15 protein-coding genes are annotated in these 15,630 nt (G+C 51.9%); 7 read left to right on the forward strand and 8 right to left on the reverse strand.

The annotated features are described in order from the left end of the window. Positions 1-10 precede the first annotated feature (10 nt). The gene (locus K3T83_RS08140) at positions 11-838 is read left to right on the forward strand and encodes a PIG-L deacetylase family protein (RefSeq protein WP_220202473.1); all 828 of its coding nucleotides are present in this window, start codon (positions 11-13) and stop codon (positions 836-838) included. A gap of 57 nt (positions 839-895) precedes the next feature. Here the strand turns inward: K3T83_RS08140 and K3T83_RS08145 are convergent, their stop codons facing one another. Further along, positions 896-1,873, reverse strand: coding sequence for a C39 family peptidase (locus K3T83_RS08145; protein WP_220202474.1), 978 nt, complete (start codon positions 1,871-1,873; stop codon positions 896-898). Positions 1,874-2,349: 476 nt separating this feature from the next. Between K3T83_RS08145 and K3T83_RS08150 the strand changes: the two genes are divergently transcribed. Genes K3T83_RS08150 through K3T83_RS08160 form a run of 3 tightly spaced genes read left to right on the forward strand, consistent with a single transcriptional unit; the run spans position 2,350 to position 4,458 of the window. After that, positions 2,350-2,628, forward strand: coding sequence for a hypothetical protein (locus K3T83_RS08150; RefSeq protein ID WP_220202475.1), 279 nt, complete (start codon positions 2,350-2,352; stop codon positions 2,626-2,628). 18 nt (positions 2,629-2,646) lie between these two features. After that, complete coding sequence (locus K3T83_RS08155) at positions 2,647-4,227, forward strand: asparagine synthase-related protein (RefSeq protein WP_220202476.1); 1,581 nt, start codon at positions 2,647-2,649, stop codon at positions 4,225-4,227. Positions 4,228-4,266: 39 nt separating this feature from the next. Continuing rightward, positions 4,267-4,458: a carboxymuconolactone decarboxylase family protein gene (locus tag K3T83_RS08160; RefSeq protein ID WP_220202477.1), complete on the forward strand. Its 192-nt coding sequence runs from the start codon at positions 4,267-4,269 to the stop codon at positions 4,456-4,458. A gap of 64 nt (positions 4,459-4,522) precedes the next feature. Here K3T83_RS08160 and K3T83_RS08165 read toward each other — a convergent pair whose 3' ends face one another. From K3T83_RS08165 to folP, 3 genes are all read right to left on the reverse strand, one after another. Further along, complete coding sequence (locus tag K3T83_RS08165; RefSeq protein WP_220202478.1) at positions 4,523-6,151, reverse strand: long-chain fatty acid--CoA ligase; 1,629 nt, start codon at positions 6,149-6,151, stop codon at positions 4,523-4,525. 130 nt (positions 6,152-6,281) lie between these two features. After that, positions 6,282-7,700, reverse strand: coding sequence for a bifunctional folylpolyglutamate synthase/dihydrofolate synthase (locus K3T83_RS08170; protein WP_236065105.1), 1,419 nt, complete (start codon positions 7,698-7,700; stop codon positions 6,282-6,284). 37 nt (positions 7,701-7,737) lie between these two features. Continuing rightward, complete coding sequence (gene folP, locus K3T83_RS08175; RefSeq protein WP_236064848.1) at positions 7,738-8,610, reverse strand: dihydropteroate synthase; 873 nt, start codon at positions 8,608-8,610, stop codon at positions 7,738-7,740. Between the two features lie 205 nt (positions 8,611-8,815). Between folP and K3T83_RS08180 the strand changes: the two genes are divergently transcribed. Next, positions 8,816-9,310 carry a hypothetical protein gene (locus K3T83_RS08180; protein WP_220202480.1) on the forward strand — a complete coding sequence of 165 codons (495 nt, stop codon included), beginning with the start codon at positions 8,816-8,818 and terminating at the stop codon, positions 9,308-9,310. Between the two features lie 43 nt (positions 9,311-9,353). After that, entirely contained in the window at positions 9,354-10,469 is a 1,116-nt protein-coding gene (locus K3T83_RS08185; protein ID WP_220202481.1) for a polyprenyl synthetase family protein, read from the forward strand. A 46-nt stretch (positions 10,470-10,515) separates the two neighbouring features. On the opposite strand, the gene K3T83_RS08190 is transcribed toward K3T83_RS08185, so the two are convergent. Then, positions 10,516-12,054 carry a WD40 domain-containing protein gene (locus K3T83_RS08190; RefSeq protein WP_220202482.1) on the reverse strand — a complete coding sequence of 513 codons (1,539 nt, stop codon included), beginning with the start codon at positions 12,052-12,054 and terminating at the stop codon, positions 10,516-10,518. Between the two features lie 393 nt (positions 12,055-12,447). On the opposite strand from K3T83_RS08190, the gene K3T83_RS08195 reads away from it, so the two are divergent. Next, complete coding sequence (locus K3T83_RS08195; protein WP_220202483.1) at positions 12,448-14,100, forward strand: putative manganese-dependent inorganic diphosphatase; 1,653 nt, start codon at positions 12,448-12,450, stop codon at positions 14,098-14,100. 84 nt (positions 14,101-14,184) lie between these two features. On the opposite strand, the gene K3T83_RS08200 is transcribed toward K3T83_RS08195, so the two are convergent. The 3 genes from K3T83_RS08200 to K3T83_RS08210 are packed head-to-tail and all read right to left on the reverse strand — an operon-like array spanning position 14,185 to position 15,619. Next, positions 14,185-14,448: a DUF6755 family protein gene (locus K3T83_RS08200; protein ID WP_220202484.1), complete on the reverse strand. Its 264-nt coding sequence runs from the start codon at positions 14,446-14,448 to the stop codon at positions 14,185-14,187. After that, positions 14,445-14,972 (reverse strand): QcrA and Rieske domain-containing protein, encoded by a 528-nt coding sequence (locus K3T83_RS08205; RefSeq protein ID WP_220202485.1) that lies wholly within the window; start codon positions 14,970-14,972, stop codon positions 14,445-14,447. Before K3T83_RS08205 ends, K3T83_RS08200 begins: the two co-directional genes overlap by 4 nt. Next, complete coding sequence (locus tag K3T83_RS08210) at positions 14,969-15,619, reverse strand: 4Fe-4S dicluster domain-containing protein (protein WP_373324479.1); 651 nt, start codon at positions 15,617-15,619, stop codon at positions 14,969-14,971. Before K3T83_RS08210 ends, K3T83_RS08205 begins: the two co-directional genes overlap by 4 nt. Between the last annotated feature and the right edge of the window lie 11 nt (positions 15,620-15,630).

Here is a 15,630-nt window from a genome sequence, read left to right on the forward strand (position 1 = left end):
GGTATCACCAATGGGAGATCGGAATGCGCCAGGAGCAATCCAGGTAGTCACAACTCCTGACTACGAAGTGATGGTTATTGGCGCTCATCCAGACGATGATGATTTTGCAGCATCGGCAACCAGCGCACTCTGGGCCAAACAAGGCAAAAAGGTCGTATGGGTCATTATGACTGACGGAACCGAGGGTGGTGAGGTTCCCAGTACACCCGACGCGGAATTCATGCTCTTACGCGAACAGGAACAGCGTATGGCCGCAGAAATGATCGGCGTTCAGGCAGTCGAATTTCTACGCTTCCCAGATGGACACCTTGTCAATAGCGAGGCGACCCGTAAAGCTGTTGTGAGGCTGATCCGCAAATATCGCCCTCGCGTCGTGATTACACATGATCCAACGCAGCTTTTCTTCGCGCCTGACCCCAATGAGGAGCCGAACGCTACGGGATATTTGAATAATCCAGACCACCGCGCCACAGGCAATATTGTTGTTGACGCGCTCTTCCCATCTATCGGCAACCCTCGCGCTTATCGCGAATTGCTGGCTGAAGGTCTGTTACCATATCGAGTGCATGAACTCTACCTCTTTGGCACCAGAGAGGTCAATACCTACATTGATGTCACAGAGACCATTGAACTGAAAGGCCAGGCGCTCAAATGCCATGCATCGCAGTTCGATTCAGACTCTGATATATCGGTGCGAGTTCGCGAGCGTTCGGCTGACGTTGCAAAAGAGGCCAAAAAGAAACAGGGGTTGGATATGCAATATGCCGAAGCGTTCCGTCGCATCAAGCTCCATATCCCACCGGAACCAAAGGAAGAAGCCCCAACCGAAGTCAAATAGGTTGCAAAAAACAGGATACCGTGACATAGGTATCCTGTTTTTTTGTGCCTATTTCAACTACTTTTTGGGCGTCACCACCGCTGCAAAACCAGCCCAATATTTCAAGAACGTCTGTCGCGGCATGACTTGCATATTTAAGCGAGACGAATCGGTGAGATAGACAGAAGAACTGTTCCCGCCACGCAAGACGAGCAGATGACCTCCAGCCCATCTATCGGGAGGGAAATTAATGATGATGGGTCGGCCATCGTTGCCAACTTTGACAAGATCATCAACCGAAGGCTTATTGAGCCATTGCACCTGAAAATTAAATTGTGCCAGGGTATGATCTAAGCCGGTACTTCTCAGCAATCCCAATTCAGGGGAGATCTCATGTAAACCGGACTCCACTTTCAAAATGTCCGTGATCCTATATTGCTTCCCGGTATTGTAATACTTGTTGTAAGCGTTGATGATCTCCGTCATGGAGGCGGCAGAGCAAGCAGAATATGCCCAGGTATCAAATTCCTGTGAAGAGTTATATTGCTGAGGATCTAACTGATTGACACGGGCCATGACTTTCGTAACGCCAATGGTGCCGGCGAAAGTAGCGGGCTTGGTCGTCGCAGAGGTTGGAGGCGGTGTGGAAGCTGCGACATCGGGCCAGGCATCAATCAAGACGGGCGATCCAGGTAACAATATTCTAAATAACAGAACTCCACTCAGGCACAATACACCTAAAACGAGCGCCAGGCCCAACCAGGGCGTTTGACGAACATGCGGGGAGAAGAGACCTCGCACATCCACTAGAGCAGCCACATTACTACCAGAACGTTTTTCTAACCCACGAGAAGCTCGCACAGCCCGCCCAGTTGTTCCATAACCATAGCCACCATACGCCCGACGTGATTTTGTATACCGTCCAGCACGTTCAGCGCGTCCAGCATAAGAAATACCAGGTTGTTCGGGTGTATCGACGGATTTGGCAGAGAGAAGAAACCCAACAAAAATTACCGCAAGTGCCACAGCGAGGAGCGTGAGCAGGAAGATGATCATCCATGACTCCTATCCCAAGTCATTTACAGACCCATTCGAAAAATACACGTTACGAGGTACTCTGGCCTTCGATATGGGCAACTGATTCACCTGAGTACCATTTCAGAATATACCATTACGTTCCACCATTGAGCAATATGCATCACCTTATCTTCCAAAAGTACCGGCTGCATTTGCTTCTCCATTCAGGGCTTTTCAGTTCTCCGCTCAAAGGGGGGCAGGGGTCTCCCTGCCGGGGTCTGGGGTGTCCCCAGTTTCCTTCCCGCCTGCGGCGGCGCGCAAAAGAGAAGAAAAAAGGTTTTTGCGGGGACACCCCGCACCCTGGCAAAGGGCTGCCGCCCTCTGCACTCCTGCTAGATGGAGAATTGGAAAGCCCTGCTTCTCCATTCCTACCTGCTGACAACGTGAGGATTTTAGTATATCATACAGAAACGACAAACCACCACCATACAATCGGGTTTGAGAGGATCTATGTTATGTATATTTATTATGTGCTGCGGGGAACCAGCAACGAAAAACCGGTTGAGTACGAGGGGGATCTAAGCGAAGAGCTATTTCCCGACGTTAATCTGAACGATGGCCCGGCCACTATTCAACAGATCGTTCAAAATCTGCGTACAGAAGGAACCGTCGCAGAATGGGACGATTGCGATCTGACCGATTCCTTCTTCGACCGCGAGGATAGCTATATTTACTTCAACAACCGCTGGATGCGCCGTTCAGATGCCCCCTGGCGCAAGGATAGAAACAACTAGATGCCATAGGAAATAGAGATGCCCATACTTGCAGGATGGCTTACAGGCGAGCAGGTGCCACAAGATATCATTCAACAAACGCTGCTCACGATGGAAGAGGTGCTTGGTGCGCATGGAGGAACGCCAGCGCGCACGACGCAACCCGGCGCGGGTCTTGTGGCCTACTCTGATCCCGCCTATGCAATGCAGCACAACGACGAACCAGCGGTCCTCGATTGGGTTCCAGATCGTCGTACCCTGGTCTACCGTCGCCCACTCTCCGGGCAACACCCTCTGTATTATATTGAAAACTGGCCTGCCGAGGGAAACCTGCTCTTCGCCAGCGAGATCAAAGCGCTACTCACTCTGGGTGTCCCCCGTCGTTTACATCTTGCCGCTCTGGATGCGCTATTCCGCTATGGCTTCATCCCTGCTCCCTGGACGATATTTAAAGACATCTACGTGGTGCCAGCAGGTTCAATATTGCGCTGGCAGCGAGCGAAAACTGTTGTCAACCATGCAACCGATTATCGTCTCGGCGAACCACTCGCCCCATCTGACGGCCTCGTAGACCAGTTCCACGCGCTGCTTGATCAAGCCACAGCGAACATGCTCCCTCCCCACGAACAGCTCGTTGCGTTAACTGGTGGTGGCAGCGCATCGGCCCTCTCTATCCTTCTGGCATCTCGTCATATACAGGCACCATTCAACGTTGTATCCATAGGCTACAAGAAATCTCTTGCAGCAAAGGCGTGGCGAGAAGCTGAACATATCGCAAAGCAGTGTCAGCATCCATTTCTGGCAATTACGGGCATTGATCGGCCTGAGTTCTGGATCACGACGCTTACTGCTCTGGAGTCTCCCGCTGTCGATACGCGACCAGTCACACTCCACCAGCTGTTACATACAACTACGAACGAAACTGAAGCGAGTGTCGCCATCAGCGGTCTAGGAGCACAAACATTATTTGGTTCCCCCCCACAAGCATTTCTTCAGACGCAAGCATCGCAAGATATCCTACAAAGATATTGCCAGCAAACCACCTTACGGCAAGATACTATTCCTCTCTGGTCATCTGATGTTGCAGCCAGGTTATCGCAGGAAGAGACCTGGGAAGAGACACTTCACGCGCGTAAGCTAGCGCGGCAGGCAGCAAAGTTCGCCAATCAGCTCCTCGGCTGGCATTATCTTAATCTTCATCTCCGCTTGCCCGACCTGCTTGTCGGCCCGACGCAGCAACTCGCTATTCAAGAGCGCATGGCGATACGCACACCATATCTCAATACAGATGTGATGGATGCGCTGACACGGCTCCCTTCCAATGATGGAGGTGATGAGATGAAGGCCGGTTTACTGAAGAATTTGCTACAAAGATATATACCAGAGAGTGCAGGATCTCCGCTCCCATTAAGCGGCCCGATGGCATCGCTACAACACATAGCCGACTCAGAACTGCTCCAACAAACGCTTTCGGCTGAGGCTATAGGGGCAACAGGGATTTTCAACCCTCAACTCGTGGATAGCTTGCTGAAAGAGAAGCTCACAGACACTAATCGCCGCAAGTTGTTGCTGGTATTTACGACGCAATTACTGTGCCAGATTTTTGGGTTGAGCTTATAAAACCCATCTCAGATAACAAATATTCCTGCCACCATCGCTATGCTTACAGTCCTGGGTGGCCGCGAACCACAACTACGCGTCCATCTCCATGCCGGATTCCATATCGGCATGTCGAAAGAAGATATGCAAGAGGTTATTCTACAAACTATTCCCTATGCAGGCTTCCCGACAGCGATCAATGCATGGAACCTTTTGCAGCAGATAGCTAAGGAGCTAGAAGAAGCAAAGTAAATAATTGTACAAAAGAAGAAAGAATATGCGCAATTTTGCAATTCGCATATTCTTTCCCTTTCCCCTAATCCTGGGACATACTGTACATCTCGTATTGTTTCCTGAGTACCTTCTTATCGAATTTTCCAACACTCGTTTTGGGGATGGCTTCGATAAAGATCACGTCATCAGGTAGCCACCATTTGGCGACGTGGGGACGCAAATAGTCCAATATCTCCTCTGCGCTGATTTGATCAGCAAATTCGGGTTTCGGTACGACGCAGGCTAGCGGCCTCTCCGCCCACTTGGGATGAGGTATGCCAACAACACAGGCTTCTAACACCTTTGGATGCCCCATAATCAAACCCTCTAACTCAACCGAAGAGATCCACTCACCACCAGACTTCACCAGATCCTTTGTGCGATCCACAAGCTGAAGCGTGCCATCCTCATCCACGACCGCCACATCACCGGTACGCAGCCAACCCTCAGCAAATTTTGCCGCCGATTCGCTATCGTTGTAATATGCTCGCGCGATCCAGGGGCCACGCACCTGCAACTCTCCAAACGTTTGATTGTCCCAGGGCACCTCCTGGCCCGTTTCCATATCCACCACGCGGAAATCTACGCCCGGCAGCACCGTTCCCTGCCGAGCTTTGATACGAAACTGCTCTTCTGAAGGGAGATCTTCCTGATAGCTGCGGAGTTTGGAAAGCGAGGCCAGCGGTGAGGTTTCGGTCATACCCCAGGCATGCACAATATTGATATGCTTCTGATATAGCCCCTCTATCAATGCCTGCGGGACGGCAGAGCCACCACAATAAATAGCTCGCAACGAGGAGAGATCTATCTGCTCTTTGCCAAGCAGGTTCAAGATCCCAATCCAGATTGTCGGAACTGCCGCTGAGACCGTCACACGCTCTCGCTCGATCATTCGGGCGATGCGCATCGGGTCCATAAAACGACCAGGGAAAACGAGCTTGGCACCTACAAAAGCGGCAGCATGAGGAAAACCCCAGGCGTTTGCATGAAACATCGGAACAATCGGCAGGATCACATCGCGTTCGGCCACCGCCGCCCCATCAGCCAGACACACTCCCATCGAATGCAGATAAATAGAACGATGACTATAGACAACCCCCTTTGGATTGCCCGTCGTGCCAGAGGTATAACACATTGCAGCGGCGCTGTTCTCATTCAGGCGCGGCCAATCATAGGTAGTGGGATGGCTACCGATAAACGTTTCGTAATCGACCGAGGGCTGCAACTTGCCCGTCGCGTGAGCCGCCTCTCCCATAATGACATACAACTGCACCGATGGAAATTGATCGGCATGCTCCTCCAACAACGGCACCAGATCGCCATCGACAAAGATCACCTTATCCTGAGCATCGTTGACGATATAAACGAGCTGCTCGGCAAAGAGGCGAATATTGAGCGTATGCAGGATAGCACCCATACAGGGGACAGCGTAGTAGAGTTCAAAATGACGATAGGTATTCCAGCCAAACGTGGCTACCCTATCTCCCTCCACCACACCAGCCTGCTTCAAAGCTCCTGCGAGTTGTGCCACACGCTCTCCCCAGGCGCCATAGGTGTAACGATATGGCTCACCATCGGTCTGCGTGACAATTTCTTTACGAGGAAAAATATGGACGGCGCGGTGAAAAGCATGTTGCAAGGTAAGAGGATAATCCATCATCAGAGATTGCATATATTACCTCCACAATGAAGTACAGCGCCCGAAAGATCCTGAAAGATACAACGCCTCAAGCATCTAACGCATTACAATGCAAACAATAAGTGCCAACCTGCTCCATTGCAGGCTTGCACGTACAAGAGATTTAGTGATCAACACCTCCTATTTCAGCGGCAGCAGTAGCACTTCCATGCGCGGCGGCCCAGCGCAATGCCTCCCCCGCCAGATAGACCGAACCAGTTACACAGATAAGATCATTGTTATCGGCCAGATCAAGGGCCAATGCCATCGCCTCCTCAAGATCGCTCGCCATATAACGAATCACATCTGGCGCGTGTTCGACAAAGGCAGATTCCAGCGTCTCGATAGCAGTCGTCCGGGGATTATGAATCTTTGTCAGCACCACCGCATCAGCCTCCGCCAGTTCACGAGCAATGCCACCCTGATCTTTATCCTTATTTGTCCCCAGCACAACGATTAGACGATGCATGTCAAAAGAGGAGCGGAGCGCCTGCACCAATTTTTGCATCGAGTCGGCATTGTGCGCCCCATCGACAACAATTGTCGGGTTCTGCCCAACAACTTCTATACGAGCAGGCCAGTGAACCAGCGCGAGACCACGTCGCAACGCCTGCTCATCCCAGGAAATTCCACGCTCACGCAGCATATCAAGCGTTGCCAGAGCCAACGTCGCATTCTCAATCTGATGCTCACCTGCCAGGGGTATCTCCAGCCCATTATACACCCGCTCAGGCGTCCAGACCGTAAAACGCTGCTGCTGTCCGTGCCGCTCCTCCAAGCGATAACGATAACTTAGCGGGGGAAGCTTACCAGCATCAACCTCCGCTTGAGCAGGATCATCATCAGATGGGCCAACACGTACCATCCTGGCTGCGCGCTGCTGGGCAACACGGGCGATGGCAAGCAATGCCTCTGGAGGACGAGCAGAGGTCACAACCGGGCCGTTTTGTTTGATAATCCCGGCCTTTTCCGTCGCAATCTTATCCAATGTATTCCCAAGAATGCTCATATGATCATAGCTGATCGAAGCAATCACGGAGACCAGCGGGTGCGTTACGTTCGTCGCGTCCAGTCGCCCGCCCAGACCAACCTCAACAACCGCGTGTTGCACCTGTTGCCGAGCAAAGTAAAGCAAGGCAAGGGCAGTACCAACTTCATAGGTAATGAATGGCTCAAACTTGTGCCAGGATTGAATCTGCTCAACGGCGGCACGCAGATCCGGCACTAACTCCGCTACTTCTTCCTCGCTGATCATTCTCCCGTTCACCTGCGCACGCTCGCGAAACGTATGCAGGTCAGGCTGAGTGTAGAGGCCAGTAGAGATACCCGCCTCGCGCAAGACACGCTCAATCAAGGCCGCTGTCGATCCTTTGCCTTTTGTTCCCGCAATGAGCGTATTGCTATATTTTTGCTGCGGATTACCAAGCTGATCGAGCAGAGCCTTTTCGCGCTCCAAATTTTCGTTGCGATCTCGCGTATATTTGCCAGAACGTTCATAATCTATAAAGCTGTAAATATAAGCCAGAGCTTCTTGATAATTCATCACAATACTATGTATCCCCTTAATAAATATCTCTTATTTATGATAATGCAAACGTGCCACGTACAATAGCATCGCTCATTTTTACAACTCGCATCATCTCATGAACATCATGTACGCGTACGATATCGGCTCTCTGAGCAACACTCAAAGCCACCGTTGCGGCGGTTCCTTCCAGGCGCTCGGATGCTGGTAATCCTCCCAATATACGTCCAATAGATGATTTACGTGATGTTCCTACCAGTACAGGCCGTCCCAGGACACGCAATTCCCCCAGCCGACGCAGCAGGGTCAGGCTCTCTTCAGGAGTCGTACCAAAGCCAATGCCTGGATCAACGATAATGCGCTCCCAGGCCACGCCAGCCGCCAGCGCCATATCGATGCTGCCAGCGAGGAAGCGCACCACATCGCTCACAATTTCGCGTTTTTGATATCCACGCATATTAGCCATCAATATCACTGGAACCTCGTATTTAGCAGCAACTGGTGCCATTTCAGAATCGCCGCGCAACGCCCAGATATCATTAATAATACTGGCTCCTGCCAGTAGTGCCTGCTCCGCCACTTCAGCCTTATAGGTATCGATTGATATTATTACTTCAGCAGGCAAGGCTTCGCGCAACGCCTTAATGACCGGGATGACACGAGCTTGCTCCTCCTGTGCCGAAACGGTCGCAGCCCCTGGTCGGGTTGACTCGCCGCCAACATCGATAAAAGCTGCTCCCTCATCGACAAACTTTCGGGCCTGTGCCACTGCCTGCTGAACCCAAGCCTCTTCAGAAAGCGTATCAATAGCGAGGCCATCGCCCGAAAACGAGTCGGGCGTCACATTGACAATGCCCATCACATAGGTTTGTGCGCCCCATTCTATATGGTGATCAGACCAGACAGTAGGAGGAAAAGATACAGACATAGCCAGTCAATCCTTGTTTCGTTTGTGATTATGATAGTAACGTTAGTTATCATCATATCTTTTCGCATTGCTGAATGGCAAATCACGATGTTATACTTGGCATACCGGCTATAAATAGAGTTTTAAGACCGTTCGATAATAAAATACGATTACAAAAGTTTGATCGTCATTTGGGATCATCCGAATAGACGAATGAGGGAATACGATGCACAATACAGGTGAAATCAAACATATTCATCGTCCCGTGACCGCCTCTCGTCGGTGCCACGAGTGCAGCGAAGAGGCTCTGGGCCGTTGTCCAGATTGCGGATTTAGTTTTTGTCAGGATCATTTCCCCAAGCAGCAGCATGCTCCTTGCGCGGAGAAGCAGATGAAGCTGGCTCAGACGCAAGTATGCTATGTCTGCGGCGTTCAGGTCTACCCCGATCAATGGTCGCTTTCAAAAACCTTACACTTTGTCGATCAATTCACTTGCCGAGGATGTGGTAGGCATATCTGTGATGCATTGCACACCAAGCGTAAAACAGAGGATGTGATGATCGTTCGAGAAGGTATGCGCGGCCATCGTTACCAGTATGTCAATCGGTATTGCGATCTATGCGCGCCACTTGCTTCTGTTGGAGGTATTAAGGGACTGGCCCGCTTTATCGCCGTTGCGGGAACAATAGCCGCTACAATCTTATTTTTCCTTCGTCCCTGATCGCGTTCCCATCTATCAATAGAAGAGGAAAACGAGCAAATCTATGGCCCTGTCATCTACGATCCAATCCACACTGCTACGCCATCACCACGAGATCGAGACAGCGCTGCATACAGCTATCGCAAACGTGGCGATACGTACAGGTACACAGGAAACTGATCCTTTTTATGGACAAATTCAGTATCATTTAGGGTGGGTAGATGCAAATCTTGTACCAGCGAAACACAATATGGGCAAACTGCTACGTCCGACCCTCGTGCTTCTTGCCTACGAGACAGCAGGAGCCGGGGGGCGAGCAAAGACCGAACAGCCAGGAAGTGCGTACTTAGAATGCGCACTCCCTGCCGCTGTAGCAGTTGAGCTTACACATAACTTCACACTCGTTCATGATGATATCGAGGATGGAGATATAGAGCGTCGCCATCGCCCGACCTTGTGGACGATCTGGGGAGTACCACAGGCTATCAATACAGGAGATGGAATACATTCGTTAGCGCGTATAGTCTTATGGGGTGTCCTCGATCACGGTGTCGATGGACATACCGCCATCCACCTTGCCGACCTCCTTGATCGTGCAAGCCTGACCGTAATGGAGGGACAATACCTAGACATCAATTTTGAAGCACGACTCGATATTTCTATTCCAATGTACCTGGATATGATTCGTCGCAAAACAGCAGCATTAATCGCCTGTTCAACCGAGATGGGGGCCTGTCTGGGTACTGCCAATCAGGAAATCATTCACCATCTGCGCAACTTTGGCGAGGCCAGCGGTGTTGCCTTTCAGATCCGCGACGATCTGCTTGGTATATGGGCTACCAGCGCCGAATCAGGCAAAACCCCTGCCGGCGATATTCACCGGCGCAAAAAGAGCCTCCCCATCATCCATGCTCTCACGCATGCGAACGACCAGGATCGCCAGATCTTGCTGGAAATCTATCAACAAAGCGATCCGATCACCTTCAATCAGGCAGAAGTGGTGTTGGAGATCATGGAGCACACACAGACGCAGGCGTTTTGTCGTCAATTTCTGCTGGAGCAATGCCAGCAAGCCTACGAAGTGCTCAAGAAGGTTCCATACCTTACGAACCCTCTCTCCAGGCGTGCGTATCATGATCTAGAGATTATAGTGCGTTTTATTGAAGAGGCCGCTCATTAGAACGGACACGATCAACATCAGCGTTGATGTAGAAACGGCATGGCACCTACATCAACGCCCAGATGTTGACGGCGTTGCCAACTGCCGCTGCCAGATGCTTGCCATCCGGCGACCAGGACAGGCCACGTACAATCTGCTTTACGGCTACGGTTAACAATGGTTGCTGATTCTGCGTAGAGTCCCAGAGCGAAAGCATACCATCCGTAGTGCCAACAGCAAGGAGGCGGCCATCGGGCGACCAGGCGAGCGAACGCACCGCGCTCTTGGAGACGGAGAGACGCTGCGGCACATCCATACATTGCGGCCCAAAGAGACCATTACCCTGTTGCTGACAGGTCAATCCGTCCCAAAGACGAACCTTCCCATCTGCGCCACCAGCCGCCAGCATCATACCCGTTGGAGCAAACGCAATCGCATTGAGCGACACCTGACCATCCAGATACAATCCATGCACTTCTTTGCCGGTAGCAGCACGCCAGACGCGCACGACGCCCCCCTGAGAAGCGGAGGCCACCGTTGTTCCATCGCCCGACCAGGTAACGGCATCGAGAGCAGTTGTATGACCAGTAAAGATCGTTTGCGCACGATAGTTCGTCGTGTTCCACACAATCGCGCGCCTATCCATGCCGCCGGAAACGACCTGCATCGGCTCATGCGCGGCCCAGGATAGACCCGTAATTTGCCCGGTATGCCGCTGATTTGGTCGCGCAAGTACCTTCCCATCTTGGGCACGAAAAAACGTGACTTGTGTGTTTGCCCCTGTCACCAGGCGCTTTCCATCGGCAGACCAGGCCAGAGCACGCACAGAGGCCGGATGCGCTAGCGTCTGCTGAACAGCCCCATTCATGTTCCAGATAAATACCTTTGTATCATCGGCACCACTGGCGAGCAGAGCACCATCGGGCGACCAGGTGATGGCGCGCACGGCCCCTTGATGACGTGTGAAAGTAAAGACAGAGGTCAGCTTCGTTGGAAGCGTTGGTTGAGCGGTCACAGCTGGAGGAGCGGAGTTAGTGGCCTTCTGTTGTATCATACTTTGCGTCGTCGCCTGCACTATGTTTCCTAGCGTCTTAAAAGCTCCGGCTTGATAGGCGGTATAACCAACGCCACTACCAACAACCCCCAGGACAACGCCGCTCAAGAGCAGGAACCCACGACGCGTGGGCCGAGATTTTCTTTTGACCGGCGACAAATCGTCGGAGGTGTGTCTTTCCCCGGATGATGGTAAATTGCTAAAATCTGCAATTGTCTGCGAAGAGTACAGGCCGGGATCGGGAGGCGGCGGCTCCTCAACTGACTTGACAAGCGTTGCGATCGTTCCATCTACCACATAAGAGTCCAGGGCTAGACGCATACCGGTGGTAATGCCGGCATCAAGAAGCGTGCCATTTTCTGGAAGGATGCGCCCTCCTAGAGACTGACGCAACATGTAGACCAGTTGCTTCCCAAACAGATCCGTTTTAGGGAGCTTCAATTCCTCTACCAGAGCAGGCACCAGCGCGGATACAGGCGCATCAGCCACAACCTCCATCGGACGAACGGCACCAAACGCGTTCTCTTCTATCAAAACCTCTAGCTTTTGCATACGTTTTCACTCTGTCTCCGAGCTTAATTTTTCTGTCTTAAAATATTACACGTAGTTTACCTTAGATCTTTTCAATTCCTCCGAACGAACCAAAAAGGCTAGCCACAAGATGCTAATGCCGTTATGATACTAGTAGGGAAGTAAAAAAGATGAGGAAGAGGCTATCGACCTCTATTTATTGTGACGAGCTTCGTTGTACTTATATAAACATTGATAAGAGGAGCCGTTCTAGCGTCCTTCAAAGACGAAGAGCCAGAGCAAAGAATGAAAGTAAATATTATAGACAACGCAAAGCTTGACGACACCTTCATAATAGACTCAATGAGTGACATGGATGACGTAGAAGAGATAGATGTTGCGTTACCGGAGATCACTCTTGCATGGAGACAAACTATGATGCGACCCATCTATGTAATCGGTCATAAAAATTCTGATATGGACTCCGTTGCTTCTGCCTATGCCTATGCAAAACTCCTCCAATTGCAAGGTGAAGAGGAAGCCATTCCTGCACGCAACGGCGAGTTAAAGCCCGAAGTACAATTTATTCTCGACCGCTATCAGGTCGAGCCACCCGAAGCGCTCGATGATGTCTACTTACAGGTACGGGATGTCATGCGCCGGGGAGTGACCTCCGCACGTCTCGATCAGCCATTACTGGAAGCCGGGCAGCTGTTGCAAGAACACAATCGACGTTCTATGCCCGTTGTAGATAATGATAATAAAGTACATGGAATTATAGCGAACGAAGATTTTGCCAAACTCTTCTTTAATGATCTTGATCCCCGAGCGGTCAACCGCATTCCACTTGATCGCGACAATCTGGTACGCGTCCTCAAGGGTAGTGTGCTGGTTGAGGGTCGCCGCAAGCTCGGTAATCGCGTCTTAGTGGCTGCGATGGAGGCGGAAACGATGGCGGACTACATCGAGCCAGGATGCCTTGTCGTGACAGGCGACCGAGAAGACGCACAGCTCAAAGCCATTGAACGGGGAGCCGCAGCCCTGGTTATTACCGGCGACCTGCTCGTCTCAGGAAAAACCCTCGCGGCCGCACGCAAACAGGGCGTCATGGTGATCAGCACCGGACACCACACGTTTACCGCCGTTCGTCTGATAAACCTCAGCATCAAAACGCAAGAATTTATGACCCGCGAGGTGAGCTATTGCCATCCCGAAGATCTCATGAGCGAGATACAGCCAACGCTTGCTCGTATGCGCTCGATGCCAGTCGTAGATGGCGAAGGCCGGCTGGTTGGCTTCCTCTCGCGTACCGACCTGATTAAAGCTCGCCCTAAACGCGTCGTGCTGGTCGATCATAACGAACGCTCTCAGGCAGTTGATGGCATCGAGGAGGCCGATTTATTAGGTATCATCGATCACCACCGCATCGCCGATGTCCACACAACCCGGCCCATTATGTTCCGCGCCGAACCTGTCGGCTGCACCGGGACGATTATCGCCGGGCTGTATCACGAAGCCAATATCCCTATTCCTCGCGAGGTCGCAGGCTTGCTCCTGGCCGGTCTGCTCTATGATACGTTGATCCTGCGCTCTCCTACCTGCACATCCAAAGATGAGCGCATCGCCGCAGAGTTGGCCGACATCGCCGGCGAGGATATCGAGGAGTTTGGACAGAGCATTTTTGCCGCCGCCGCCAGCGATCTGAACGAGAAACCTGCCGAGGCACTGATCACCTCCGATTTCAAAGAATTCGCCGTCCATAATACAACCTTTGCCATTGGCACCGTCGAAACGGCCAGCCCCGCGACCATCGAGAAACGCATCCCAGAACTGCTTTCTGCAATGCAGCATATCGCGCAAAATCGAGGCTATACATCATTTCTTTTCATGATCGTTGATATCATCAATCTGCGCTGCCATCTCTTAATCTACGGTGGCGAACACGCAGTTTCAGAGGCGTTGGGCGTGCCTTTAGAGGAAAATGGACATTCGGCGTTTGTAGAAGGTCTGGTCTCACGAAAAAAGCAACTGGTACCACTCTTGCCACGTATCCACGCCGCCTTCTCAGATGCAGGTGGCGGTCTATAAACAGATATTGGACAAATAAAGAGATTGGAATACGCAAATTGGTGCATCCATTGTTTGGATGCACCAATTATATACTTGATAAACTTATATTCGTCGTGGCAGGGCAATGCGCCAGACGAATATGCCTCCGAGAAAGATCAGGCCGGAGGTCAGTGCAAGCTGCCAGACGCCCTCGTTGCGGCCCGACAGGTATAAATCAAGTGCGATCGTTAACAGCCAGAGTTGCAACCCCATCAACAGAACGCCGATGGCCAGACCTGCCATAACGACCGCCACACGCCCGGCAGGAGGATGTCGCTCAACATCTCCAGTCGTCTCGCTCAAAATGGTGTTGTTCTGCTCACTCACTGTGGGTGCTCCTCTACTGCATACAACATCTCACCGTCCTGGCGAATCGCGATCTTTGGCAGTGGGCGCTGTGGTGGTCCAGCTGTAGGCTCGCCCGTTTGCGGATTAAAAGCCCCCTCGTGACAGGGACAAACCAGCTCTTCGCGCTCCTGATGATAATAGACGGCACAGGAGAGATGGGTGCAACGTCCGCTATAGGCCGCAAAGGTTCCATCGGGCAAGTGCAGCAATATGGCCTGCTCTTCCGTCGTAGGATACTGGAAGTAGTGAACGCCGCCCTCTGGCACCTCCGAAGCCTGCACAACCGCATGCAGACTCCCCTCATCTTTACGCGGACTTACATAATCCAGGCCAACAACTCCAGCAGTGGCAGCGAAAAGCGCTCCCGAAGCCATTACCGCCAGTTTGAGCAGTTCGCGGCGCGAGACGAACTCATCGGCATCCCAGTGATAGGGGAAAATGGTTTGCCAGCGCGTGGTACGTCGGTGCAAAAGGGAACGACGTGCGGAGATATGATTGTTCATGACAGCACCCATGCCTCCTCTTGCTGTTCTCCTCCCACTTCAGCACGCGCCTCTTGCAACAGGTCAGCAATATTCAAGCGCGGCATCTCTTCTGGCAATACCCAGTACACCCGCGTACGCACCGACTGCGTGCCATAGCTCGTCACATTGATCGGTTGCCCCTCGCGCTGATTCATAAACTCCTCATAGTCGCCGTACCAGAGCGCTTGCGTTGGGCAAGCCTGGGCACACCAGGGCTTGAGATCCTGACTCGTGCGATCATAACAGAGATTACATTTTTTCATCAAACGAGCCTTGATGTCGAATTTCGGCACACCAAAGGGACAGGCATAGACACAGTTGCGACACCCGATGCAGCGCGACGGCTCGGCCATCTGTACCACCCCATCGGGCGTAATTTGAATTGCCATCACAGGACAGACCTGCGCACAGGGAGCCACCGGGTCTTCGCAGTGCATACAGACCGTTGGCTGCGTTGCCACGCTCATACCCCGGTCAATAAAATCGACCATCACCATGCTCTCCCCCTTGTGGGAGTCGCATTCGCGGCAGGCAGCCTCACATGATCGGCACCCAATGCAACGCGACGGATCGATAAACATCGTTTTTATTGCCACTCTCAATAATCCTCTCTGCTCTATAATCATTGTTTTGCTCG

Source organism: Reticulibacter mediterranei, assembly GCF_016587455.1.